Origin of the sequence: Streptomyces sp. NPDC021225, from assembly GCF_044332865.1 — a bacterium.
In the GTDB taxonomy this organism is placed as follows: Bacteria; Actinomycetota; Actinomycetes; order Streptomycetales; family Streptomycetaceae; genus Streptomyces.
The window spans coordinates 247592-268679 of the sequence record NZ_JBIRPV010000003.1 but is presented as its reverse complement, the minus strand read 5'-3'; the positions used below and the strand labels follow the sequence as shown (position 1 = coordinate 268679).

Sequence of the window (21088 nt, the reverse complement as noted above, 5' to 3'; positions counted from 1 at the left end):
TGCCGATAGCATGTAGGTGTATGCATACTTAGCATAGGAACCTGAAGGTGGGTGATAGCTATGGTTCGGGCAGGACTGAGCCCGGAGCGGCTGACGCTCGCAGGTGCGGAGCTCGCCGATGAAGCTGGTTTCGACCAGGTGACCCTGTCGGCGCTTGCCCGGCGTTTCGATGTGAAGCCGGCGAGCCTGTACTCGCACCTGAAGAACTCCCACGAGCTCAAGACCCGCATCGCGCTGTTCTCACTTACGGAACTGGCCGACAGGGTCGCGGACGCCGTGGCCGGCCGCGCGGGCAAAGACGCTCTGACGGCCTTCGCGAACGCCTATCGAGACTACGCCCGCGCGCACCCCGGCCGGTACGAAGCAGCCCGGTACCGGCTGGACCCGCAGACCGCCGCAGTTAGCGCCGGCCCCAGGCACGCGCAGATGACGCGGGCCATCCTGCGTGGCTACGACTTGGCCGAGCCGGACCAGACACACGCGGTCCGCATGCTGGGCAGCGTCTTCCTCGGCTACGCCACCTTGGAGGCGGCCGGTGCCTTCGACCACACTGACATCGCCGCGCAGCAATCCTGGACCTGGACCCTAGACGCACTCGACGCCGCGCTGCGGAGCCGGTCCATTCCCTGACCTGGCATGTTTCATCCGGCGACCGGTCCTCACACACCGACCCGACACCCCATCCAGAACCAAGAGGCTTGAGGCCATGAGCACCTTAGCTGGCGACTCCGACTCCTTCACCCCCCACGACTTGCGACACCCCGAACTGACCGGCATGACCCGCGAACAGCTCAGCGACCTGACCCACACCCTGATACCCGGGCTGGAAGAGCATCGTGAGCGGGCCCGCCATGCAGCCCGCGGCGGACCACGCTGTATCGCCCGCGGCACAGGCCGCAAACCTAGCCTCACACCCGCCGACCAGATCTTGGTCACCATCCTCTACCTGCGGAAACACTCTCGCCAGGAGCTCCTCGGTCGACTCTTCAACACCACCGCTATGACCATCAGCCGCGCAGTGAAAGACGTCCGCCCGCTCCTCGAAGCCCACGGTTTCACCGTCACCGCCTCCACAGCCCGATTCCGGACACCGGACGACATCACCGCGTTTCTCGACTCTGAGGCATGCAAGATCGAACCAGACAGGGTCGAGCTGCCGAACAGTGACCCCTGAGCCCGTACACCACGAAACAGGTCAGCGAAGACGTCCACTCCCGCGAGGAGAGACGAATACACAGGCAATCGAGCTCTTTACCCATGGAATCGTCCGCGACGGCGCCGTTGAAACGCCGCCATGGACAACAGCACAACTCTCGTTCTCGACGCCACCGGCAAGACCGGCCGCCGGGTCGCCGCCCGGCTGCGGCTGCGTGGCACACCGGTGCACGCCGCCTCCCGGTCCAGCCGGACTCCGTTCGACTGGACCGACCTCGCCGGATGGGACCGGGCGCTGCGAGGCATCGCCACCGTCTGCATCGTGCCGCCGACCGTGCCTGGCCCGGTGCACGACTTCGTGACACGGGCCGAGGCCGCCGGCGTGCAGCGTCTGGTCCTGCTCTCCACGCCCCGCTGGTCGTCGGCGAGTTGGCACTTCCGTCCGGTGCCGTCCCCGAGCCGTTCGTCGACCTGGAAGATGTCGCCGACGTCGCGGCTGCGGTGCTGACCGAGCGCGGCTGCCACGCCGGACGGATCTACGAGCTCACCGGGGCGCGCGCTGACCTTCGCCGAGGCCGTGGAGCTGATCTCGCGAGCGTCCGGGCAGCCCATCACCTACAAGCAGATCAGCCCGGCCGAGTACACCGCGACGCTGCTCGACCAGGGCTGGAGCCAGGACGACGCCCACCACCTCACCGAGATGTTCGTCATGATGGAACGCGGGGTGATCGCCGGTACGGCCGACGGCGTGGCCACCGTTCTGGGTCGCGCGCCCCGGAGTTTCGAGGACTACGTCGTGAGGGCCGCGGCGGCGGGAGCCTGGCGGCGATGAGGACATGGTGTCTGCTGCAGCAGGTCATGCCCGAACGAAGCTTGAGAGCTGCGACACGGAGAACGGAGCATCCATGATGGACGTCTTCATCATCGGCGTCACCGGCGGCATCGGTGGTCTGCTCGCGGAGAAGCTGCGCTCCCGAGGAGACACCGTCCACGGGCTCGTTCGCCGGGATGCGCAGCGGGCCGAGCTCGCCACGCGGGGCGTGGACGCACGAGTCGGTGATCTGTCCCGCATGACCGTGGAGGAGTTGGCTGCAACCTTCGGCGGTGTCGCTGCGATCGTCTTCAGTGCCGGATCGAATGGCGGCAGCAAGGAGATCACGAAGGCTGTCGACGGCGACGGGGTCGTGAAGGCGATCAAGGCAGCACACCTCGCCGGTGTCGAACGCTTCGCACTGGTGTCGGTGCTCCCGGAGTCATGGCGGGAACGCGACCTCGGTGACGAGGTCGAGTACTACTTCGCGGTGAAGAAGGGAGCAGACATCGAGCTCAGCCGCAGCGGGCTGAACTGGCTGATCCTGCGTCCATCACTGCTTCTCGACGGTCCGGGAGTCGGAACCGTATCCCTCGGTCCGGCAGAGTTCCACGGCCACATCACTCGCGACGACGTTGCCGGCACCCTCGCCGAACTGCTCCACGAGCCCCGAATCGGCCGGCAGATCCTGGAACTCAACACGGGTTCGACACCGATCGACGAGGCAGTCCGAGCCAACGTCCGCTGGTCGTACTGACCACCAGCGTTGCCGGCACCGAGCGGTGAGACGGGTAGGCGATCGCCTTGCCGGAGCCGGCTTGCGCAGAGACGGGCCGCCGGAAGATGTGGCGGCCCGTCTCGATGACTGCGATGTCCCCCTTACTCAGCAGTGAGAGCTTCCGCGTAGGGAAAACTGAGATCTCCGGAGGACGATTCCGGTGGCGACACCACGATCTGCCGTGATCCGTTCTGGAACTGACCGACCTCGTGGCCGGAAATTCCCTGGAACTGGACCTGGAGAACCCTCGGTTGCAGCCATTCGCCCTTCACGCCGAACCGGACATCCCCCATGACGGTCGGGAAGCTTTCCCCCCGCGTGTACGCCGAGAGGCTCTCGTCGTTGAAACCGCCGGTCGCCTCGACGGCTTGAGCGATCACCTGCATCTGGGCGTACGCGAGCGGCACCATGTAATGCCCGAGCAGATCGACACCGGCGTCGGCCGCACGTTCCTGGTAGGTGTTCAGCAGTTCCTGAACACCCGGGAACATCATTTTCGGGACCGGAGCCCAGTACTCGTAGTTCACGAAGCCGTTGAGCAGCGGTCCGAGTGTCGTCTTCACCGCTGTATTCTGCGGGCCGATCATGGCACCGCCGACCATCTTCGGCCGGTATTGGTGAGATCGGATAGTCCGTACCAGGCCGATCGAGTCGTCCAGGTAGGAACACAGGAATAGCAGATCGCTGCCGGTTTCCGCGACGGCGTCGATGACGGGCTTGAAGTCCTCGGTCGACAGCGAATAGGTGGCCTCGTGGACGACCTTGATTCCGTACTTCTCGGCGTTGGCCTTGGCGCCGAGAACGGGGTTGCGGGAGAACTCGGCATCCGCAGAGACGAGCGCCACGGTCGTCGGCCGCGGATTCTGCTGCGCGGCGAGTTCGAAGAACCCCTCGGTGAGCGCCGCGTTCGGATCCGGCCCGGTCGGGATCATGGCGAAGTAGTTCGGACAGGCGAGCGCATTGTTGACGCCGAGGCCCATGAGCCCGACGAAGAAGCGCTGCCGCTCCACAACCAACGGCATGGCCGGCAGCAGGGTGTTGGTGCCGTATCCACCGATGACGAGGTCAACCTCGTCCTCGTCAATCAGCCGTTCGTACAGCGCGTGGACCAGGGAGGCGTCTCCGTGGTCGTCGTAGCGGACGAACTCCACCGGACGGCGGAGCAGTCCACCGCGAGCGTTGATGTCCTCGCGCCAGATCTCATGGGCGAGCCGGGCTGACCGGCCGTTGTCCGCGAGGGGACCGGTCAGCGACAGACAGTACCCGATGCGAACGGGAGCCTGTTTCGCGGCCATGTCAGGCGTTGTTTCCAGCGCGTCCTGCGGCGAGCAGCTGCATCTCCCAGCCGAAGGCGACGCCGGTGGCGCCCCCGTGCTCGAGCTGGACCTCGGTCAGGGCCGGGATGGTCTTCTCGCGGGCCCAGTCGCGCTGCCACTCACTCGCTACGGCCATCCAGGTGATGGGTACCACTCCCGCCTGGACCATGCGCCGCACGGCCATGTCATGAGCTTCCTTCGAGGCGCCGCCCGAGGCATCGGTGACGACGAAGACCTCGAAGCCCTCACCCGCCGCCTGTATCGCGGGCATCGCGACACAGACCTCCGTCCACAGGCCGGCGATGATCAGTTTCTTGCGGCCGGTCGCCTTGACGGCGTCGACGACGCGCTCGTCCTGCCAAGTGTTGACGAACGTGCGGTTGATCGGCTTCTGCTCCGGGAACACGTCCTGCAGCCCCTTGATGAGGTAGCCGCCGCGCTCCTCCAGCACGGTCGTCAGGATAGTCGGCACGTCGAACGCCTTGGCAGCCTTGGCGAGGCCGACAGCGTTGTTCACGATCATCGTGGGCTCGTGGCTGTTCAGGTTGGCGAACTGGAACGGCTGGTGGTCGATCAGGACGACGACGCTCTCCTCGGGCGTCAGCAGCGCCTGCAGTCCGGACTTCGCTTCTTTGCTCATGCTGGTCCCTCTCCGGGTGTGTGTATCAGCGTGTTGAGAGTGCTCGGACGGACGTCATCGATCTCGACAGCGGAATACGGCGGCCGCATGCGTCCGCGCAGGCACCCCTGAAACCGAGTCGACCACCACGCCGGACCGGCTGACGCCGCGGCACCACTGGGCTCGGCTCCCGCATCGAGACGGTTCGCGGCGCTGGTAACGGGCCCCCGGCCCGCTCAAGTGGATGACGTGTCACCTACATTAGCACCAAGGCTTGATACGTCAACTAGATGTCGATCCGCCGCCCACACCTCGTCAACCGGCAATCCGCTGCACGGGCTACGTCGAGAACCAGCGGTGCGGCGGGCCAGGCGCCCCTAGTTGGCGTGAAGTCACGGCCGGGCCCCTGGCCGATGCCGTGAGGGCGGACCTCGACGAGGACGGCGACCATCTCAGGGTCGGGGAATGTTCCGCAGGTTGGCGCGGGCCAGGTCGAGCATCTTGCCGACGCCCCCGTCGAGCACGGTCCGGCCCGCGGCGAAGGCGAATCCCTTGACCTGGGCGGCCGAGATGTGCGGCGGGATCGACAGCGCGTTGGGGTCGGTCACCAGGTCGACCAGGAACGGGCCGTCGTGGGCGAGCGCCCGCTTGAGCCCCTCGACGACATCCCCGGGGCGCTCGATGCGGATCGCCTCGATGCCCGCGCCGCGAGCGATCGCCGCATAGTCCACCGGCTCGTGGTCGGTCTCGTGCTCCGGAAGCCCCTCGACCAGCATCTCCAACTTCACCATGCCCAGGGAGGAGTTGTTGAAGACGATCGTCTTCACCGGCAGATCGTGCAGCTTCACTGTGAGCAACTCACCCATCAGCATGCCCAGTCCACCGTCACCCGACATCGAGATCACCTGGCGGCCGGCGTAAGCGAACTGCGCGCCGATGGCGTGCGGCAGCGCGTTGGCCATCGTGCCATGCAGGAACGAACCGATCACCCGGCGCCGCCCATTGGGGGTCAGATAACGCGCCGCCCAAACATTGGACATGCCGGTGTCCACCGTGAACACGGCGTCGTCAGCCGCGAGATCGTCCAGAACCGAGGCCGCGTACTCAGGGTGGATCGGGGTGTACCGCTCGACGTCGTGGGTGTAGGCGGAGACCACCTTCTCCAGCGACTTGGCATGGTTGTGCAGCATCCGGTCCAGATAGGTACGGCCCCGCTTCGCCTCCACCAAGGGCAGCACAGCCCGCAGCGTCTCCCGGACATCGCCGTGGACCCCGAGTTCCAGCACAGTACGACGGCCGAGGCGGCCCGCATCGTGGTCGATCTGTACGGTCCGTGCCTGCGGCAGGAAGTCGTTGTACGGGAAATCGGTGCCGAGCAGGACGACCAGGTCGGCCTCGTGCATCGCGTCGAAGCAGGCGCCGTAGCCCAGCAGACCGCTCATGCCCACGTCGTACGGGTTGTCAAACTGGATCCACTCCTTGCCCCGCAGGGTGTGCCCGATGGGGGCGGCAGCCTTCTCGGCGAGCGCCATGACCTCGGCGTGCGCGTCCCGCACTCCCGCACCGCAGAACAGCATCACCTTCCGTGCCGCGTTCACCTTCTCGGCCAGCGCCCGAACCTGTGTGTCCGGCGCGACGACCCGGCCGCGCTCAGTGACCAGGTCGCTGCTTCCCGTCGGGTGAGTCGCCTCGTCGTGCGCGACATCGCCCGGTATCACCAGGACCGACACCGCGCTGTTGCCAAGAGCCCGCTGCATGGCGATCCGAAGAACCCGGGGCATCTGCCCGGGGGTGCTGATCATCTCGCAGTAGTCGCTGCACTCGGTGAACAGCCGCTCCGGGTGGGTCTCCTGGAAGAAACCGGTGCCGATCTGGTGGGACGGGATGTGCGAGGCGAGCGCCAGCACGGGCGCACCGGAGCGGTGCGCGTCGTACAGTCCCTGGATCAGATGCGTGTTTCCGGGGCCACAGCTTCCGGCACACACCGCGAGCCTGCCGGTCAGCTGTGCCTCCGCTGCCGCAGCGAAAGCGGCGGCCTCCTCGTTCCGTACATGCACCCACTCGATGCCGTCGGCCCGGCGCACCGCGTCGACCACCGAGTTCAGGCTGTCACCCACCACGCCGTAAATCCGCTCCACGCCCGCCTGGCGCAGGATGTCCACCATTTGCTGGGCCACGGTCAGCTTCCGCATCGCCGGACTTCTCCCCTCGGGCTGCACACCTGTCTCATGTGACTGTCGGCAGCCCAATATAGTTGATGCGTCCACTATAGAAGCATGGGCGCCCGGGGGGCCTTGGCCTCAGGGGAAGGCATGCATACGGGGTTCCTGCACCCGAGCTGATCCGCACCGTGCGCGCCGGAACCCGTACGTGGGACCCGAGTTGGCCGCCGAAGAGTCGAACGGACTGCTTAGCCGAGCTGCGCCTTCAGCCACCGCAGGACGTCGGGTGTGACAGGGTCGGTGATGTCCGCGAACTCGTCGTGCCGCTTGAGGAACTTGGCGACGTAGGGGCAGACGGGGACGATCCGCATTCCGGATGCGCGCACGTCGGCGAGTGCCTGCTGGACCAGCTGCGGGCCCAGCCCCTGGCCGGCGAACGCCTCGTCGACCTCCGTGTGGAAGAAGACACGCTGCACGCCCAGGTCACGGTAGGCGGTCAGTCCCGCGCGTCGGCCGTCGACCAGGATCTCGTACCGGCGATCGGCGTCCGCCCGCTCGACGACCGTAGTGGTGGAGGACTCACTCATGGTGTGCCTTTCGTGAGGGAGGTCAGCGGGTCGGTGGGTTCCGGCGCGGTGTGATGACGGCGTTCGGCAGGGCCGGTGCGGGAAGGCGGCCGCCGGGAAATTCCTTGATGACGCCGAAGCGGTCGGAGGAGGCTTCCCAGTCCTCGCGGGCCTTCACAATGTCCTCGTGGCTGCGACCGATGAAGTTCCACCACATGACGATCTCCTCCCCGAAGGGAGGTCCCCCGAGGAGGACGACCCGCGCCGGGGCGTCGGTCTCGTTGACCGTCGTCAGGACATCCGCGCCGCGAGGGACGTAGCCGAGTTCGGCAGGCCGCAGCACAGTGTCGATCAGGCGGACGTCCCCGCTGTCCACGAGGAGGCCGTGCTCGAAGGTCGCGTCCACGGCGAGGGTGAGCGTCCTGTGCGGTTCGATGACGATCTCGGCGCCGAGCAGCGGCGTGAAGGCCCGGACCGGGGAGGTCCGGCCGGCGAGCGAGCCCAGGAATACCCTGATCTCGGCCCCGTCGACCTGCGCGGGTTTAGGCACGTAGTGCTGGAAGTCCCGGGCGGTGTTGCGGTGTTCCTCGGGCAGCGCGACCCACAGCTGGACGCCGTGGATGACGGTGGTGTTCGGGGTGGAGACCTCTGAGTGGGCGATGCCGTATCCGCCGGTCATGAGGTTCATCTCGCCGGGCCGGACCAGGGCGTGGGTGCCGAGGGTGTCGCGATGCTCGACCTCTCCACTGAACAGCCAGCTCACCGTCTGCAGTCCGGTGTGCGGATGCGGGGGCAGGTCCATGCCACCCGACGCGGCGACCTCGTGCGGACCGTAGTGATCGGCGAAGCACCAGGCGCCGATGAGTGAGCGCTCCCGCTGGGGCAGCGTCCGCCGCACACGCATCGCGCGCGGACCACCGAGGGGGACCTCGCGCGCCGACAGGACGTCGACCCGGGGGGCTCCGGTCGGCCGGTCGCCTTCGACGAGCGCACCACAGCGTAGGGCCGCGGCATCGGTTTCCGTGTTGCTCACCGAGAGCACCTCCCGCTCGATCTGGTTGTCGCATCAACTATGATGCCACGAGGGCAGGCCGATAGCCACAGCACCCGCACGAACACCGGCCACTTTGAGCGTGGCCCGAAGGAGGCCCCGCCGTGAGCAACTACCCCAACAGTTCCCCACCCCGCAGGATCTTCGTCGACAAGCAGAGCCCCAAGGCATTCCTTGCCCTGGTGCAGGTTTCGGAGGCGGTCCGGGCAACAGCCTCCGAGGCCGGACTCGACCGCACCACGGTGGAACTGATCAACCTCCGTGTGTCGCAGCTCAACGGCTGCGCCTACTGCCTCGACGTGCACACCAGGGCGGCCCTGCGCGCCGGTGAATCACCGCAGAGACTCGGTGTCCTGAGCGCATGGCGGGACACCGGCCTGTTCACGCCCTCGGAGCGTGCGGCCCTGGCGCTGGCCGAGGCCACAACCGATCCGGTGAACACCGCGGCTCAGACATCCGCCTACGAGGCCGCCCGGCAGGTTCTCCCCGAGGCTCAGATCTCAGCTGCGATCTGGGTGGCGGTCACCATCAACGCGTTCAATCGCGTGTCGGTCATGAGCAAGCACCCGGTGCCCTCGCCTTCCGCCAAGTAGGGGCGGTCGGCCCGCCGCACCGGGCTGTCGAGGTCGCAGCGGCGGCGGGGCAACCCATGGCCCCCTTCGTTCTCTTCCCGCTCTCTCAGCGGCCACCGCGGCGACGCTCACGCCGGCCACATGGCGCAGGCCGGGCCGCCCGTTCGCGAGAGGCTGGTTCCTCGCCGAGCTTCTCCATCACGCGCTCGGAGATCCGAGCCAGCAACCGCAGCTCGGACGGAGTGACATGGTCGAGGAAGAGCTCACGCACCGCCTTCACATGACGCGGGGCGGCGGCTTCGACCACCGCTCGCCCCTCGTCCGTGATCGCCACGAACGTGCCACGGCCGTCTTCGGCACACTCGTCCCGCACCACCAGACCACGCTGCACCATCCGGGTGATGTGGTGGGACATCCGGCTCTTCTCCCACTCCAACGCCCTGGCGATGTCCAGAAGCCGCCGCCGGTCCGGTACGTCCGTCAGCTCGGCCAGTACGGCGAAGTCCGCAGGCGAGACGTTGAACTCCGTCTGCAACAAGCGAGACAACCGGCCCATGAGTCTCTCATTCATACGGACGAAGCTCCGCCACGCACGCTGCTCCTCCGCCGTCAACCTACCCACCGCCTGTTCCATGAAGAGGCTGCGGCCGCTCGTCGGTGGTCCGGCCCCCGGGGCATGGCCTGTCAGCGGTAGCGGGTCAGTCCACCTGGATGTTCGCGGCGTTCTGGGCGAGCCAGTCGTCGAAGCTCTCGAGTGCCGGGGTGATCTCCCGCAGGAGGCCCAGGTCGCGCGCGCCGGTGAACTCCTGGTCGAAGTCGCCGTAGTACTGGAACATGTTGGCGATCTCGTCACCCGCCGGTACGCCCAGGGAGCGGAAGACGTCGTAGGGCACCGACTGGAAGCGCACCGGCTCGCCGATCGCGGCACCCAGCTTCTGCGCGTACTGGGCGCCGGTCAGGTGGTCGCCGGCGAGGCCGATGGTCTGGCCGATGAACCGCTCACTGTCCTTGAGGATGGCGAGCGCCGTGCGGCCGATGTCGTTCACGTTCACGCCGGCCAGCAGTTTGCCGTCCTCAAGCGGCAGGGTCAGCGTCAGTACGCCGTCCTCGGCCCGCTTGGGGCCCATCATCGACAGGAAGCCCTGGAAGAAGAAGGTGGTGTTGAGGAAGGTGGTCGGCACCCCTGCCTGCCGGAACAGCTCGTTGCCCTCGCCCTTGGCGTCGAAGTGCGGGACGTTGTACTTCCCCTGCAGGACGGGCATCCGCTCGTCCTGCAGCGGCAGCAGTTCGCGGGTGTCCTCCAGCGTCGACCACACCACGTGCCGCAGCCCGGCGTTCTTCGCGGACCGCACCAGGACCTCGATCTCCTCCGTCTCCTTGGCCGCCGAACCGTGGGCCCAGAAGTTGGTGACGAGGAAGGCGCCGTAGGCACCCTCGAACGCCTCGTGCACGGACGGCTCGTCATGGAAGTCCGCCCGCACGACCTCCGCACCGAGCTGCGCGAGTTCCTTGGCCGCGGGCGAGTCGGGGTTTCGGGTCAGCGCACGCACCGTGAACCCCGAGTCCGGATCGGCGAGGATCGCCCGCGCAGTGCCGCCTCCCTGGGCACCGGTCGCTCCGGCAATCGCGATGACCTTCTTCTCACTCATGCCATTACCCCTACACACAGAGACATTGTTGATGCATCAACTGAAGCGCATCCTGGTTGATTAATCAACCAGCGGCACGAATTTCAGCCGCGATCGCTGCGAAAGTCACCTGAGTGGCACAACACGACCGGCCAGACGCCCGGCTCAGCCAGACCGGGATGGTTCCCGTGATGCACGCGCGGGCGGCGTCCGGAGTTGCCACGCCCGCGAGGGCGCCATCCACGGACGCAAGAGGTAACCCCGTGGCAAGCACCTGGCTCACACCGATGCTCCGGCACAACTTCCCGACCACCTTCAAACGTTCCCGGCTGCGGCCCTCTCCCCCGCGGCCTTCGTATCCGCCGCACGGGACGGCTTGGAGAGGCTCGGCGAGGGGGGGACTCGACCTTATAGACGGCGGGCGGGTCGTCCGACGCACCCGGACCGAACGTCGTGCCGCCGGCGGGCGCATTACCGACCTCCTTCTCGTCGTCGCCGCCCAGGCCGAGCACGAGGAACGGTCTTCGGGTCGTGGAAGGGCGCCCACAACCGGCTGCGGACGTGGGCCGTCGACGTGGGGATGGACAACTTAGCGATCCTGGTTAGTTCGAAGCCCGCCGAGGCGAAGAAGTTCCGTCCCACCGGAAGGGGTCGTCTTCCAGCGCGGGGCGGTTCCATTGGCCGCGCACTGCGGCGGCTTCGTAGGTGGTGGGGAGAAACTCGGTGACAGCGCGCTCAGGGTCGAGCGCCACGCGGACGGCCTCGTAGGGCAGAAGGAACTGCTTGAACTCAGAGCTGAAGTAGGCGTCCTTGGGGCCGACTGGGTAATCGGCGAACCCGTCGGGTTCGGCGTAGGCGTAGGCGTAGGCGTAGAAGACACCTTCCTCCTCCGCCGCCGGGGTGCGGAGGGGCCGACCGCCCGGACAAGCGGGTGCAGGCGAGATCCATCGCACCCCAGAAGAAGTGCACCGGGCTGACCTTGCCGACGAAGTGCGACCGGAACTCGCCCATTACCCGATTGGCGTGCAGCAGCTGTCGCCAGAACAGGGCAGCCGCTTCGCCGTCGTAGGAGGCGTGGTCGTGGTCCTCGGCAAAGGGGATCGCCGACTCGAGCTCGTTGGGGTGCGGATGGATCGGGGCCTCGATCCCGAGCTCATCGAGCGTGCGCAGGGTCCGGGTGTAGAACTCGGCGATCGGCATGGGCCGGAGCGGGGAAGCTTCGCGCGCCGTTGTCGCTGCTGCGGACTTCGAGCTGGTGGCCGACGAAGTCGAATTCGACCTGCCCCGGCGCGGTACGGGATGGTCGACGTCGTCAACCAGCGGGGGCTGACGTACAAGGTCACCTGCCACAGTGGTTGATCAGGGGTGCGTGGGCCATCCGGATCTTGCCCACGATCTGGGTCCACATGTGCAGAGTGTCGCGGGTGGCGGTCCAGTCCGAGACCCGGAGGCTCGGCCAGTTCGTCGCTGGTGCGGTCATCGCTGCTCACATCCGACGCGAGGTGGAGCAGGTGGCGAACGCCACGTTCAAGCCCGAGGTAGGCCGGGGCCCGTTCCGTCACAGGGCGGTCGGGTCACTCCCCCCGATCATCCAGGTTCGCGATGATCCTCTCGGCGATGGTGCGCAGTTGCGTGACCTCGGTCGCTGTGAGGCCGGAGAGCACCGTGTCATGGGCGAAGACGTCCTGCAGCGGCAACACTCGCTCCACGAGGTCGAGGCCACGACGTGTGAGGACGGCCTGGTAGGCACGGCCCTTTTCAGGAGTGTCCTCGCGGCGGAGCAATCCGGAAGCCTCGAGTGTTCGGAGTGCATGTGACAGCCGGCTCTTGTGGAACCGCAGCGCCCGACTCAGTCGGGTGAGGCCCATCGTGTACCGATCCGCGCCGGCGAGCAACGCGAGAATCTTGAAGTGGCTGTGCGGGATGCCGGCATCGTCCTGCGTCTTTCGCTCGAGCTCGGCTTCGACCAGGTGCGCGAGAATCACCAGTGACTGCCAGTTCTCCCGCTGCTCCTGCGACACCCGGGGCGTGGCGACCTTGACCGATTCGGCCTGAGAGCGGGCCCGCCCCCGCCCGCCCGGCCGCGGCGACGTGAGATCAGACAATCGGTCATCCACCTCTCCCGGCCTGCCGGACGACCGAGCCTTCGTACTGTAAGCCCCGTAGTGAGTTGTGAGTTCAACTCACTAGGGCAACCACCCTGCCGAGAGAAGTCTAGTCCTGCCAACCCATCTGTCCCGTGACCGGAGCAGCGCGCAGATCACCTAACCACGGAGGGTGACAGCGGGCTGCGGAGTGGCCGGCCACCGTCAGCCCACCAGGGCCGGGCCCACCCGGGGCCTCGTCAGCGCGGGGCGATGCCCGTGTCCGAGGAACGGAGCGCCTGATCGAGGAGGCCCGCACCAGGGCCTGCCAACCAGCGGTCGAAGCGCAGCAGGAAGGGAAACTCCGCGCGCAACGCGTCGAGGTTCGCGTTCCCCGCCAGCGTGCCGTCGTCCACAAGCGCTTCCAACTTGCCGAGGACCTCGTCCTGTCCCGGCAGCGTCGTCGGCAGACGGCTGTAGCTGATCATCCGGCCGGCGGCCCGGGTCAGATTCTCGGCCAGGGCATTGCCGGTGAGAGCGTCACCGGCAATCTCCATGGTTCGACTGGCGTAGCGGTCGGGTGAGCCGAAGACCACGGCGACGATGCGGCCGATGTCGCGTACTGCGATGAACTGCATGGCCTGGTCCGAGCGCATCAGGAAGGACAGGTGCCCCCGGTCGAGGCCCATTTCGGGGGTCACCAGGAGCTCCATGAACGTGGCCGGCCGAATGATGGTGCCGGCGATGTCCAGATTCCGGACATGGGCCTCGATACGGCTCTTGGTGTCGAGATGGTCCACGCCCGTTGTCGAACCCGCGGTGACCGCCGAACTGTAGACGAGGTGGGCGACGCCGCAGCGCTCGGCGAACTCGGCCACCGCCGCGCCGAAGCGGACCTCGTCCTCGTTGCTCACGTCGGCGCCGGCCTGGCCGGAGTTCGGCTGGACACTGAAGACGCCGTGGGCGCCGAAGAAGGCCGCGCGGAGCGACTCCGGATCGCCGAGGTCACCGCGGACGGTTTCGACACCGGCGGCGGAGAGGGACCGGGCCCGGTGGCCGGACGGGTCCCTCACGACCGCGCGCCCCCCCAGCCGTCGGCCCGCAGCGCCGCGGCGACCGATCCTCCCTGCTGCCCCGTGGCGCCCAGGACGACGACGGTTTTGTCGATGTGGGTCATGCCGACCACACTGCGCTGTCGGCGATCAGGACGTGCTCCTGATGAACATTTACTGATTCTTCCTGAGGCCTTGAGAAGTGAGTCGGAGACGTGCTGGTCATAGGCGTGCTCCAGAGGTCGGACGGGATGGTTCCCATCGGTGTCCGCTACGCTAAAACCTGACGCCAACGTCAGGTGCAAGCGGGACGGGGAGTCGAGTCAGGAGGTCGGGATGCGGATCGGAGAGGTCGCCGCGAAGGCGGGCGTCAGCGTCAGGGCGCTGCGCTATTACGAGCAGCAGGACTTGCTCCACTCCTCCCGGAATCCGGGTGGCCAGCGCCGGTATCCGGACGGTGCCGTCGACCGGAACTGCTGGAGCTGCTCGGCGCCGAACGCGACCGCCTCGACCGGCAGATGACGGATCTGCAAGATGTGCGCAGGCGGCTGCACGACTGCATCACCGAGGCGCGCAATCATGACGGAACAGGAAGTTCGTCCTGAAGCAGGGGGCGGCGCCCAGAGGGGGCAGTTGATACGTCGGCGGCACCAGGGGCGCGCCCAGGAGGCGGCCACTTCCCTTAGCTTGTTGTTTATCGTGCGGATGCGACCTGGCCAGTGGCAACGGGTGTGTCCCTGGTGTTCTTGTGAATTGTTCGGTCAGGGTAGGCGCATGACATGGATAGCGCCGCAGGTTGAACGCACTACGCAGATCGGTGACCTGGCCACCGTACCTGAGCGTCGGCATCGGGAATGTCTTCGCTGACCCGGGAGACGGCGATGAGGGCATTGAGGGAGTCCACGAGGTCTACGCGGAACGGGACTTCCAGAGGTTCCGGGCCGAGGTCGCCGCGTGCGAGGCAGCGGCAGCCGGCCATGACCTCGACGAGACTTTCACGTCCGCGCGGCACTACCCTCAGCCTGCGCTGGCTCTACATGCAGATGATCCAGGAGTACGCCCGCCACAACGGACACGCCGACTTCCTGCGAGAGCGCACGGACGGGAAAACGGGCGACTGAGCTGGCGTTTCCAGCCGGTACGTCGTGGCTTGGTGCCCACCTTGTGGTGTGTGGGACGGCTGTGGGCTTGCCCGGTGGCGAGGACGCGTCCCACGTCGTAACGCGTCGCCGTGCGGCGGTTTTTCGAGCCGGGAGGGCGTCCGGGGCCGGGCCGGGTGGGTTTCGGTGCACCGGCTGGTGAACCGGTCTTCGCACGCAGGTTCCTGAACCCTCTGCGGACTCGGGCCGGGGTGAGTTTGTTCGGCTCCGCCGGTCTCTCCCAGGGACGCCGCAGGTCGACTCACTGCCGACGGCGGGGGCTCCAGCGGCTACCGCACCCGCGGCTGGAAGACCCACCTGGCCGACCTCGCCGGCGAAACGAGCCTGAAGATCACCGTGTGCCATCTGCATCCCGGCACATCGAAGTGGAACAAGATCGAACACCGGCTGTTCTCCCACATCACCATGAACTGGCGTGGCAGGCCCTTGGCCAGCCATGAAGTCATGCTGCGGACTATTGCCGCGACGACCAGCCGCACCGGTCTGACGGTGCACGCCGAACTCGACAGCGGTGAGTACCCCACCGGCATCCGCATCAGCGACGAGGCCATCGCCGCCCTGCCGATCACACGCCACCGCTTCCATGGAGACTGGAACTACACCTTCCACCCCGCAGATCACCAACCGTGTCCGGACCTTCCCCGCAACGCGGCCGGTCAGCCAGCGGCTTTGACTCCCTCACGCCCCACGACCTGCGGCACCCCGAGCTGACCGACATGTCCCGCAAGCAACTCAGCGACCTGACTCAAATCTTGATCCCCGGCCTGGAAGAGCACCGCGAGCAGGTCCGCCACGCAGCCCGCGGCGGACCACGCCGCGTCGCACGCGGCACAGGCCGCAAACCTACCCTCACTCCCGCCGAACAGATCCTGGTCGCCATCCTCTACCTGCGGAAACACGCTCTTCAGGAGCTTCTCCGCCAGCTCTTCAACACCACCGCGATGACCATCAGCCGTGCAGTGAAAGATGTCCGCCCGCTCCTGGAAGCCCACGGTGTCACTGTCCCCGCCTCCACAGCCCGTTTCCGCACGCCGGACGACATCGCCAGATTCCTTGACCCGGACAACACCAGGATCAAACCAGCGTGTCGATTCCCGGCAAGCCCTTACTGGCTCAGGAGAAGCGGTCAACGCCCGCCGGCGCTGTGACCACATGGGTTCGCCGGTTTGGATGCCTACAGGTTGTTGACGTAGAAGTTGGTGAGCCGTTCGACGGCGGCGTCGACGTATTCGGGCTCGTCGTACATCTCGTAGTGGCCGGCGCCCTCGATCACCATGAGGTCGACGGGGTTGGGGGCCAGCTTCCACAGCTGCATGCCGGCATCGTAGGTGCCGGTGTTGCCGATGCGTCCAGCGAGGATGACCTGGAGTGGCTGGGTCATGAGCTGGTCGACCAGGTGGAACGCGTCGTAGCCCAGCAGGAGGGAGTCGCTGCGCGAGAGGCGGCGGTTGGTGGAGTACTCGTTGCCGCCGCGCTCGGTGCGGTAGTAGGTGATCGCCTGGGTGGTGTCGATATCGGTCAGACCGGCTGCCGCGGCGTCCTCCAGGGTGTCGGGCAGCCAGTTCACGCGGGTGAGCTCACCGGAGCGGGCCTCTTCGATGCGCGCGTCGGCGAGGGCGTCGAGTGCGGCGGCCGGGCCGTCGGGCTGGAAGCTGCGGAACGAGGTGCCCATGTTGCCGGGGACCACGGTTCCGACCGCTTTGATGCGGTGGTCGGTGCGGGCGGTGTGTACGGCGTAGCCGCCGCCGGCGCAGATGCCGAGGACGCCGATGCGCTGCGGGTCGATGCCGGGGGTCGTGGTGAGCGTGTCGATGGCGTAGGAGATGTCCTCACCGCGGCGGTAGGGGTCTTCGAGGTCGCGGGGTTCGCCTCCGCTCTGCCCTTGGTGGGCGGGGTCGAAGACGAGCGCTGCGATGCCGCGGGCGGCGAGGCGGGACGCGTAGTTGGCGCCGATCTGCTCCTTCACGCTGCTGCCGGGCGTGGAGAGCACCACGGCGCGCAGCGGCGCGGTGCTGTCGGCGTTGTCGGGCAGGTGGAGGTCGGCCGCGAGCTCGATCGGTCCGCGCGGGATCGTGATGTGCTGAAGCATGGACAGCGCCCTTCGTGAGACCATTCTTCCATAGCTGCACCAGTACAAAAACGATACTTGTACAGCTTGGAACTAATACAGAACGGTACCACTTGGTTGGGGGACTCACATGTCGGCCGACGGTGCGCAGCTGTGGACGCTGAACCAGCGGCTGCTGAGTGTCGTGATGGATGCCTGCACGGAGGAGCTGGCTGATCTCGGGCTGGAGACGAAGGAGTTTTTCGTCCTGGCGGAGGTGGCCGCGTCGCCGTACCCTGCGGAGATCGCGGCGGCACTGCTGCTGCCTAAGGCAAGCGTGACGGTCTATGTCCGCAACCTCGTCGCCAAGGGGTTCATCCGGCGCGAGATCGACGACGCGGACCTGCGGCGTCACCGCCTCGTACTCACCTCCGTGGGCACAGAGGCGCGAGATCGTGCGCTGGCAGCCCTGGCGGCGGAGTACGACCGCAGGCTGGCGAGAATCACCCCGCAGGACCGCACCGAGCTGCAGCGCATCCTTCAGGAGATGCTCTCCTCGCCGACCGGGTAGAGGTCTGACTACGCAGGCCCAGGCTAGACCGGGAGTACTACGAGCTTGCCGCTCAGGTGCCCGGACTGGCTCACTGCCAGTGCCGCCGCAACCTCGTCGAGGGGGTAGGTACCCGCGATGGGCATCTGCAGCCGTCCCGCCTCGATGAGGGCGAGGATGTCACCGAGCGCTTGGATATCCCCCGCTCCCGGCTCGGTCATGTGCACCTGGATCCCGGTGTCCGCGGCATCGAAGGCCACGAGTGACAGGACGCGTGTCGGACCGCCGACGAGTTCGATCGAGTCCGGGATTTCACCGCGGCCGGAGGCGTCGAGGACCGCGTCGACTCCGTGGGGGGAAATCGCTCGTACGCGGTCGACCAGGCCCTCGCCATAGGTGACCGGTTCCACACCGAAAGAGCGGAGCTGTTCATGGTTGCGTTCGCTCGCGGTGCCGATGACACGCGCACCGCGAGCAACGGCCAGCTGTACGGCGAACGTGCCCACGCCACCGGCTGCGCCATGGACCAGCAGCGTCTCGCCCGTGGAGATCTTCAGCTTGTTGAGGACCTCCCGGGCGGTGATACCCGAACCGGCCAGGGTTGCGGCAACCTCCCACGGGACGGAGGCCGGTTTGGCGACCAGTGCAGCGGGGTCAGCGAGCGCCGACTGCGCGTAGGAGGGTGTAAGGGAGGCCCCCAGCACCTCGTCACCGACGCTGAAGGCGGTCACGCCCTCGCCGACCTGGTCGACTACACCGGCCACGTCGGAGCCGAGGCCGCCCGGGAGATCGACGGGCATCACCTGGCGCATGAAGCCGTGCAGGATCTTCCAGTCGATCGGATTGACACCTGCGGCGCGCACCGCGAGCCGTACCTGCCCGGGGCCCGCGGTGAGCGGCGGAACATCGACGACACGCAGCACATCAGGGGTGCCGTACTCGGAGAACTGCACTGCAAGGGACATCTGCTCGACTCCAAGATCTTGGGTGGTACACGCGGGAAGCGGGCACGGCCGCGTCACTCACCGCAGGGCCCCGCATGGTCGCAGTACGGCTGGAGGCGGCTCTGCCCGCAGCCGCACAGCATGACCCTGGTCTCGGCGCGCGCGCCTTGCGGCGTGTCCACACTCAGCTCACCGCGCACGGTCAGCTGCCCGGCGGCACTGCGGGTGATCGTGGTGGGCCGGTCGGGGGACTCCGTCCCGCCCTCCACGAGTTCGTACTGGAGCGCGCCCGAGGGACAGCGCCGCACGACCTCCGCCAGGCGCTCGGCCGTAGTCTTGTCCGGCTGGATCCACGGTCGCTTCGTCGGGTCGAACACCTCGGGCAGGCCATGGACGCATTCGGCGGCGTGCAGGCAGCGCCTGGCCTCGAAGGTCACCGTGATCGACTCCGTCCGGTACGCCTTCTGCTCCGATTCGCCGCTCATGCCCGCCTCCATTACTGCCGTGCTCGGCTTTCAGTCACTGACCCTGCTGCGGGACTGGTACAGCAGGTCCTGGTACTCGGGGTGCCGGCTGATCCAGCCCGCGAAGAAGGGACAGGTGGCCAGCACCCGCAGGTTCGCGGCACGTGCCTCGTCAAGGGCTGTACGGACCAGTGCGGACCCGACTCCCGCGCCCTCGCGCTCCGTCTCGACCTCGGTGTGCACGAACGCAACGAGTTCCGTCGTGCGGATGTATTCCGCGACGCCCGCCACCTTGGACTCTCCATCGACACGGGCCTCGTAGCGCTTCGCCTCGGGCACGTCGCTCACTTCGACCGTCATGTGTCCTCCTTGTGGGGTCTGATCCCGCTCAACTCGGCAGAATCCCGTCAGCCAGGACATCAGCCTAGCCTCGCAAGGTTGATGCATCAACTTAACCCATGACGAAGGCATCCGCAGCGCCGAGCGAGCACGGAGTGCCGGCCTCCATGCCTGCAGGAGACACGGCTCGAGCACTCGCCGGCCGGGCGTGAACCGAAGCATCCCGGTCACGACGCACGCACCCTCGCTGAGGGTTGCATCGCCGCCACCGCCAGTAGATGAGCTGTCAACGATTTCGTTAGACTGCCCCCATGGACGCACAACCGCGCTGGCTCGACCCAGAACAGAAGGCCGCCTGGGACAGCTTCATCCGAATGCAGGAGACACTCATCGGACGGCTGTCCCGGCGCATCCAGGCCGACTCCGGATTCTCAGCAGCCGACTACATCGTGCTCGTCAGCCTCACCGAAAGAGGCAACGGGCGGATGCGCTTCCTGGATCTGGCCAAACTCGTGGAGTGGGAGAAGAGCCGAATGTCCCACCAGGTCACGCGGATGGCGAAACGCGGGCTCGTGGCCAGGGAGGAATGCCCCGACGACGGACGCGGAGCATTCATCGTCGCCACCCCGGCCGGCTACAAGGCGATCGAAGAGGCCGCACCCCCGCACGTCGAGCACGTCCGCCGCCTGTTCATCGACGCCCTGACCCCGAACCAGCTCAGCACACTCGGCCGGATCTCCAAGCGCGTCCTGGACCACATGGAGAAGCAGCCGGACTGACCGGGCGGGGGACGCGACTGCCTGGATCACGAGAGGTCTGCCCTGCGCCGACCCGAAGGGACGTCCTGATGCACGGGGCCGCCGGTCGATGGGGGCCTCCCCCCTCTCCTCCCACGCCAGGACTGGAAGGGCGCAGGGTTGGCTGAGCTTTCACCCGGAACCCTAGGGCAGCATGGTTGACCTGTCAACCTCTGAGGATCGGGGCAGAAGTAGCCGCACGTCGGCCGCCCTTGGCGGCGGCAAGGCCGGCGCCGGGTGGCGCGGGTCTACACCATAGTGTTGCCGTTGGCGGATTCTTCGGGAGAGACGATGTCCTGGACGACGTCCCAGTGCTCCACGATGCGTCCGTCGTCCAGCCGGAAGATGTCGACGATGGCCACGGGGTGCGGGGCCCAGCCGTGGACGATGCTGTGGGTGAAGACCAGATCGCCCTGGGCGGCGATCCGCTGCGGCTCCCAGGAGAAGCCCTCCAGATTTGGAACGACATTGCGCAGGGCGTCGAGCCCATTGGGCATCTGCGGGCTGTGCTGAATGTAGGGCTCAGCCCAGTATCGATCTATCGCGGTGAGGTCCTTGTCGGCGAACAACTCCCGCATCGCGGTGAGCACGATGTCGACGTTGCCTTCTGCCTGATCGTCCTGCGCGGCGGCGTACTGGGTCATGGTCAGGCCTCCTTGATCGTTCCGGTGAAGTGGTGGAGCTTGCCGTCGACGGTCACGTTGGAATACAACGTCCCGTTTCCAAAGTCCTCCAGGTGCGTCACCGTGGCCCCGCTCGCCTCGGTCCAGGAGTTCAGATAGACGCCTTCGCGGATCTCCCGCAGGTTCAGAGCCACCGTTTCGGCGTGACCGTCAGGGGCGAGCCCCGCACCGTGCACCACCACGAAGCTGCCCTGGGTCGGCGAGTCGAAGGTGAAGCGCACCTTCAGATCGCCGAGGTCAAAGCGGTAGCTGCGGCCGGTCAGTTGCTCGGCCATGACACGTCCTCCAGACAGAGGATCACATCCTCGAT

Annotated in this window: 24 protein-coding genes and 4 pseudogenes; 11 read left to right on the top strand and 17 right to left on the bottom strand. The window is 67.0% G+C overall.

Translation table 11 applies throughout. The features are described from left to right. Nucleotides 1-60 precede the first annotated feature (60 nt). The 4 genes and pseudogenes from ACH4S9_RS14855 to ACH4S9_RS14840 all read left to right on the top strand — a co-directional run bounded on the left by ACH4S9_RS14855 (nucleotide 61) and on the right by ACH4S9_RS14840 (nucleotide 2723). A complete protein-coding gene (locus ACH4S9_RS14855; protein ID WP_311729963.1) occupies nucleotides 61-630 on the top strand; it encodes a TetR-like C-terminal domain-containing protein in 570 nt (189 codons plus the stop codon). 76 nt (nucleotides 631-706) lie between these two features. Beyond that, nucleotides 707-1174 (top strand): transposase family protein, encoded by a 468-nt coding sequence (locus ACH4S9_RS14850; RefSeq protein WP_311729962.1) that lies wholly within the window; start codon nucleotides 707-709, stop codon nucleotides 1172-1174. Between the two features lie 120 nt (nucleotides 1175-1294). Continuing rightward, nucleotides 1295-1987: pseudogene (locus ACH4S9_RS14845) on the top strand (SDR family NAD(P)-dependent oxidoreductase). A 73-nt stretch (nucleotides 1988-2060) separates the two neighbouring features. Next, nucleotides 2061-2723: an NAD(P)H-binding protein gene (locus ACH4S9_RS14840; protein ID WP_311729959.1), complete on the top strand. Its 663-nt coding sequence runs from the start codon at nucleotides 2061-2063 to the stop codon at nucleotides 2721-2723. A gap of 122 nt (nucleotides 2724-2845) precedes the next feature. Here ACH4S9_RS14840 and ACH4S9_RS14835 read toward each other — a convergent pair whose 3' ends face one another. The 5 genes from ACH4S9_RS14835 to ACH4S9_RS14815 all read right to left on the bottom strand — a co-directional run bounded on the left by ACH4S9_RS14835 (nucleotide 2846) and on the right by ACH4S9_RS14815 (nucleotide 8440). Continuing rightward, on the bottom strand, nucleotides 2846-4039 hold the full coding sequence (locus ACH4S9_RS14835) for an amino acid ABC transporter substrate-binding protein (protein ID WP_398372068.1): 1194 nt from the start codon (nucleotides 4037-4039) through the stop codon (nucleotides 2846-2848). Nucleotide 4040: 1 nt separating this feature from the next. Next, nucleotides 4041-4700, bottom strand: a complete 660-nt coding sequence (locus tag ACH4S9_RS14830; protein ID WP_311729956.1) for a hydrolase — start codon at nucleotides 4698-4700, stop codon at nucleotides 4041-4043. A 431-nt stretch (nucleotides 4701-5131) separates the two neighbouring features. After that, nucleotides 5132-6871, bottom strand: a complete 1740-nt coding sequence (locus ACH4S9_RS14825) for a pyruvate dehydrogenase (RefSeq protein ID WP_398372066.1) — start codon at nucleotides 6869-6871, stop codon at nucleotides 5132-5134. 218 nt (nucleotides 6872-7089) lie between these two features. After that, nucleotides 7090-7428 carry a GNAT family N-acetyltransferase gene (locus ACH4S9_RS14820; RefSeq protein ID WP_311729954.1) on the bottom strand — a complete coding sequence of 113 codons (339 nt, stop codon included), beginning with the start codon at nucleotides 7426-7428 and terminating at the stop codon, nucleotides 7090-7092. Nucleotides 7429-7450: 22 nt separating this feature from the next. Next, a complete protein-coding gene (locus ACH4S9_RS14815) occupies nucleotides 7451-8440 on the bottom strand; it encodes a pirin family protein (RefSeq protein ID WP_358644758.1) in 990 nt (329 codons plus the stop codon). Between the two features lie 122 nt (nucleotides 8441-8562). Here ACH4S9_RS14815 and ACH4S9_RS14810 point away from each other — a divergent pair, with 122 nt between their 5' ends. Further along, the gene (locus tag ACH4S9_RS14810) at nucleotides 8563-9051 is read left to right on the top strand and encodes a carboxymuconolactone decarboxylase family protein (RefSeq protein WP_311729952.1); all 489 of its coding nucleotides are present in this window, start codon (nucleotides 8563-8565) and stop codon (nucleotides 9049-9051) included. An 85-nt stretch (nucleotides 9052-9136) separates the two neighbouring features. On the opposite strand, the gene ACH4S9_RS14805 is transcribed toward ACH4S9_RS14810, so the two are convergent. The 5 genes and pseudogenes from ACH4S9_RS14805 to ACH4S9_RS14785 form a co-directional block, all read right to left on the bottom strand. Beyond that, nucleotides 9137-9664 carry a MarR family transcriptional regulator gene (locus ACH4S9_RS14805; protein WP_311729951.1) on the bottom strand — a complete coding sequence of 176 codons (528 nt, stop codon included), beginning with the start codon at nucleotides 9662-9664 and terminating at the stop codon, nucleotides 9137-9139. A 64-nt stretch (nucleotides 9665-9728) separates the two neighbouring features. Beyond that, entirely contained in the window at nucleotides 9729-10679 is a 951-nt protein-coding gene (locus ACH4S9_RS14800; protein ID WP_398372062.1) for an NmrA/HSCARG family protein, read from the bottom strand. 581 nt (nucleotides 10680-11260) lie between these two features. Continuing rightward, nucleotides 11261-12138: pseudogene (locus ACH4S9_RS14795) on the bottom strand (DUF5996 family protein). A 94-nt stretch (nucleotides 12139-12232) separates the two neighbouring features. Continuing rightward, nucleotides 12233-12763 carry a MarR family transcriptional regulator gene (locus tag ACH4S9_RS14790; RefSeq protein WP_311729947.1) on the bottom strand — a complete coding sequence of 177 codons (531 nt, stop codon included), beginning with the start codon at nucleotides 12761-12763 and terminating at the stop codon, nucleotides 12233-12235. Between the two features lie 239 nt (nucleotides 12764-13002). After that, entirely contained in the window at nucleotides 13003-13833 is an 831-nt protein-coding gene (locus ACH4S9_RS14785; protein ID WP_398372980.1) for an NmrA family NAD(P)-binding protein, read from the bottom strand. 297 nt (nucleotides 13834-14130) lie between these two features. On the opposite strand from ACH4S9_RS14785, the gene ACH4S9_RS14780 reads away from it, so the two are divergent. Further along, on the top strand, nucleotides 14131-14316 hold the full coding sequence (locus tag ACH4S9_RS14780) for a MerR family DNA-binding transcriptional regulator (protein ID WP_394816878.1): 186 nt from the start codon (nucleotides 14131-14133) through the stop codon (nucleotides 14314-14316). Nucleotides 14317-14771: 455 nt separating this feature from the next. Continuing rightward, the gene (locus ACH4S9_RS14775) at nucleotides 14772-14915 is read left to right on the top strand and encodes a DUF664 domain-containing protein (protein ID WP_311729945.1); all 144 of its coding nucleotides are present in this window, start codon (nucleotides 14772-14774) and stop codon (nucleotides 14913-14915) included. Nucleotides 14916-14994: 79 nt separating this feature from the next. On the opposite strand, the pseudogene ACH4S9_RS14770 reads toward ACH4S9_RS14775, so the two are convergent. Continuing rightward, nucleotides 14995-15192, bottom strand: a pseudogene (locus ACH4S9_RS14770) (transposase); the annotation flags it as partial. 2 nt (nucleotides 15193-15194) lie between these two features. Here ACH4S9_RS14770 and ACH4S9_RS14765 point away from each other — a divergent pair. Further along, nucleotides 15195-15665: pseudogene (locus ACH4S9_RS14765) on the top strand (ISAzo13 family transposase); the annotation flags it as partial. A 5-nt stretch (nucleotides 15666-15670) separates the two neighbouring features. After that, nucleotides 15671-16102, top strand: coding sequence for a hypothetical protein (locus ACH4S9_RS14760; RefSeq protein ID WP_385343860.1), 432 nt, complete (start codon nucleotides 15671-15673; stop codon nucleotides 16100-16102). A 26-nt stretch (nucleotides 16103-16128) separates the two neighbouring features. On the opposite strand, the gene ACH4S9_RS14755 is transcribed toward ACH4S9_RS14760, so the two are convergent. Next, nucleotides 16129-17043: an alpha/beta hydrolase gene (locus tag ACH4S9_RS14755; protein ID WP_398372978.1), complete on the bottom strand. Its 915-nt coding sequence runs from the start codon at nucleotides 17041-17043 to the stop codon at nucleotides 16129-16131. A gap of 109 nt (nucleotides 17044-17152) precedes the next feature. Between ACH4S9_RS14755 and ACH4S9_RS14750 the strand changes: the two genes are divergently transcribed. Then, complete coding sequence (locus ACH4S9_RS14750) at nucleotides 17153-17572, top strand: MarR family transcriptional regulator (RefSeq protein WP_311729942.1); 420 nt, start codon at nucleotides 17153-17155, stop codon at nucleotides 17570-17572. Between the two features lie 23 nt (nucleotides 17573-17595). Here ACH4S9_RS14750 and ACH4S9_RS14745 read toward each other — a convergent pair whose 3' ends face one another. Genes ACH4S9_RS14745 through ACH4S9_RS14735 form a run of 3 tightly spaced genes read right to left on the bottom strand, consistent with a single transcriptional unit; the run spans nucleotide 17596 to nucleotide 19319 of the window. Continuing rightward, on the bottom strand, nucleotides 17596-18516 hold the full coding sequence (locus ACH4S9_RS14745) for an NADP-dependent oxidoreductase (protein ID WP_385343866.1): 921 nt from the start codon (nucleotides 18514-18516) through the stop codon (nucleotides 17596-17598). Nucleotides 18517-18569: 53 nt separating this feature from the next. Next, a complete protein-coding gene (locus tag ACH4S9_RS14740) occupies nucleotides 18570-18980 on the bottom strand; it encodes a (4Fe-4S)-binding protein (RefSeq protein WP_311729940.1) in 411 nt (136 codons plus the stop codon). Nucleotides 18981-19010: 30 nt separating this feature from the next. Further along, nucleotides 19011-19319: a GNAT family N-acetyltransferase gene (locus ACH4S9_RS14735; RefSeq protein ID WP_398372057.1), complete on the bottom strand. Its 309-nt coding sequence runs from the start codon at nucleotides 19317-19319 to the stop codon at nucleotides 19011-19013. A gap of 290 nt (nucleotides 19320-19609) precedes the next feature. Here ACH4S9_RS14735 and ACH4S9_RS14730 point away from each other — a divergent pair, with 290 nt between their 5' ends. Then, nucleotides 19610-20077, top strand: a complete 468-nt coding sequence (locus ACH4S9_RS14730; protein WP_311729938.1) for a MarR family transcriptional regulator — start codon at nucleotides 19610-19612, stop codon at nucleotides 20075-20077. A 266-nt stretch (nucleotides 20078-20343) separates the two neighbouring features. Here ACH4S9_RS14730 and ACH4S9_RS14725 read toward each other — a convergent pair whose 3' ends face one another. Both ACH4S9_RS14725 and ACH4S9_RS14720 read right to left on the bottom strand, forming a co-directional pair. Continuing rightward, nucleotides 20344-20739 (bottom strand): nuclear transport factor 2 family protein, encoded by a 396-nt coding sequence (locus ACH4S9_RS14725; RefSeq protein WP_311729937.1) that lies wholly within the window; start codon nucleotides 20737-20739, stop codon nucleotides 20344-20346. Nucleotides 20740-20741: 2 nt separating this feature from the next. Beyond that, nucleotides 20742-21053, bottom strand: a complete 312-nt coding sequence (locus ACH4S9_RS14720) for a MoaF-related domain-containing protein (protein ID WP_311729936.1) — start codon at nucleotides 21051-21053, stop codon at nucleotides 20742-20744. Nucleotides 21054-21088 lie beyond the last annotated feature (35 nt).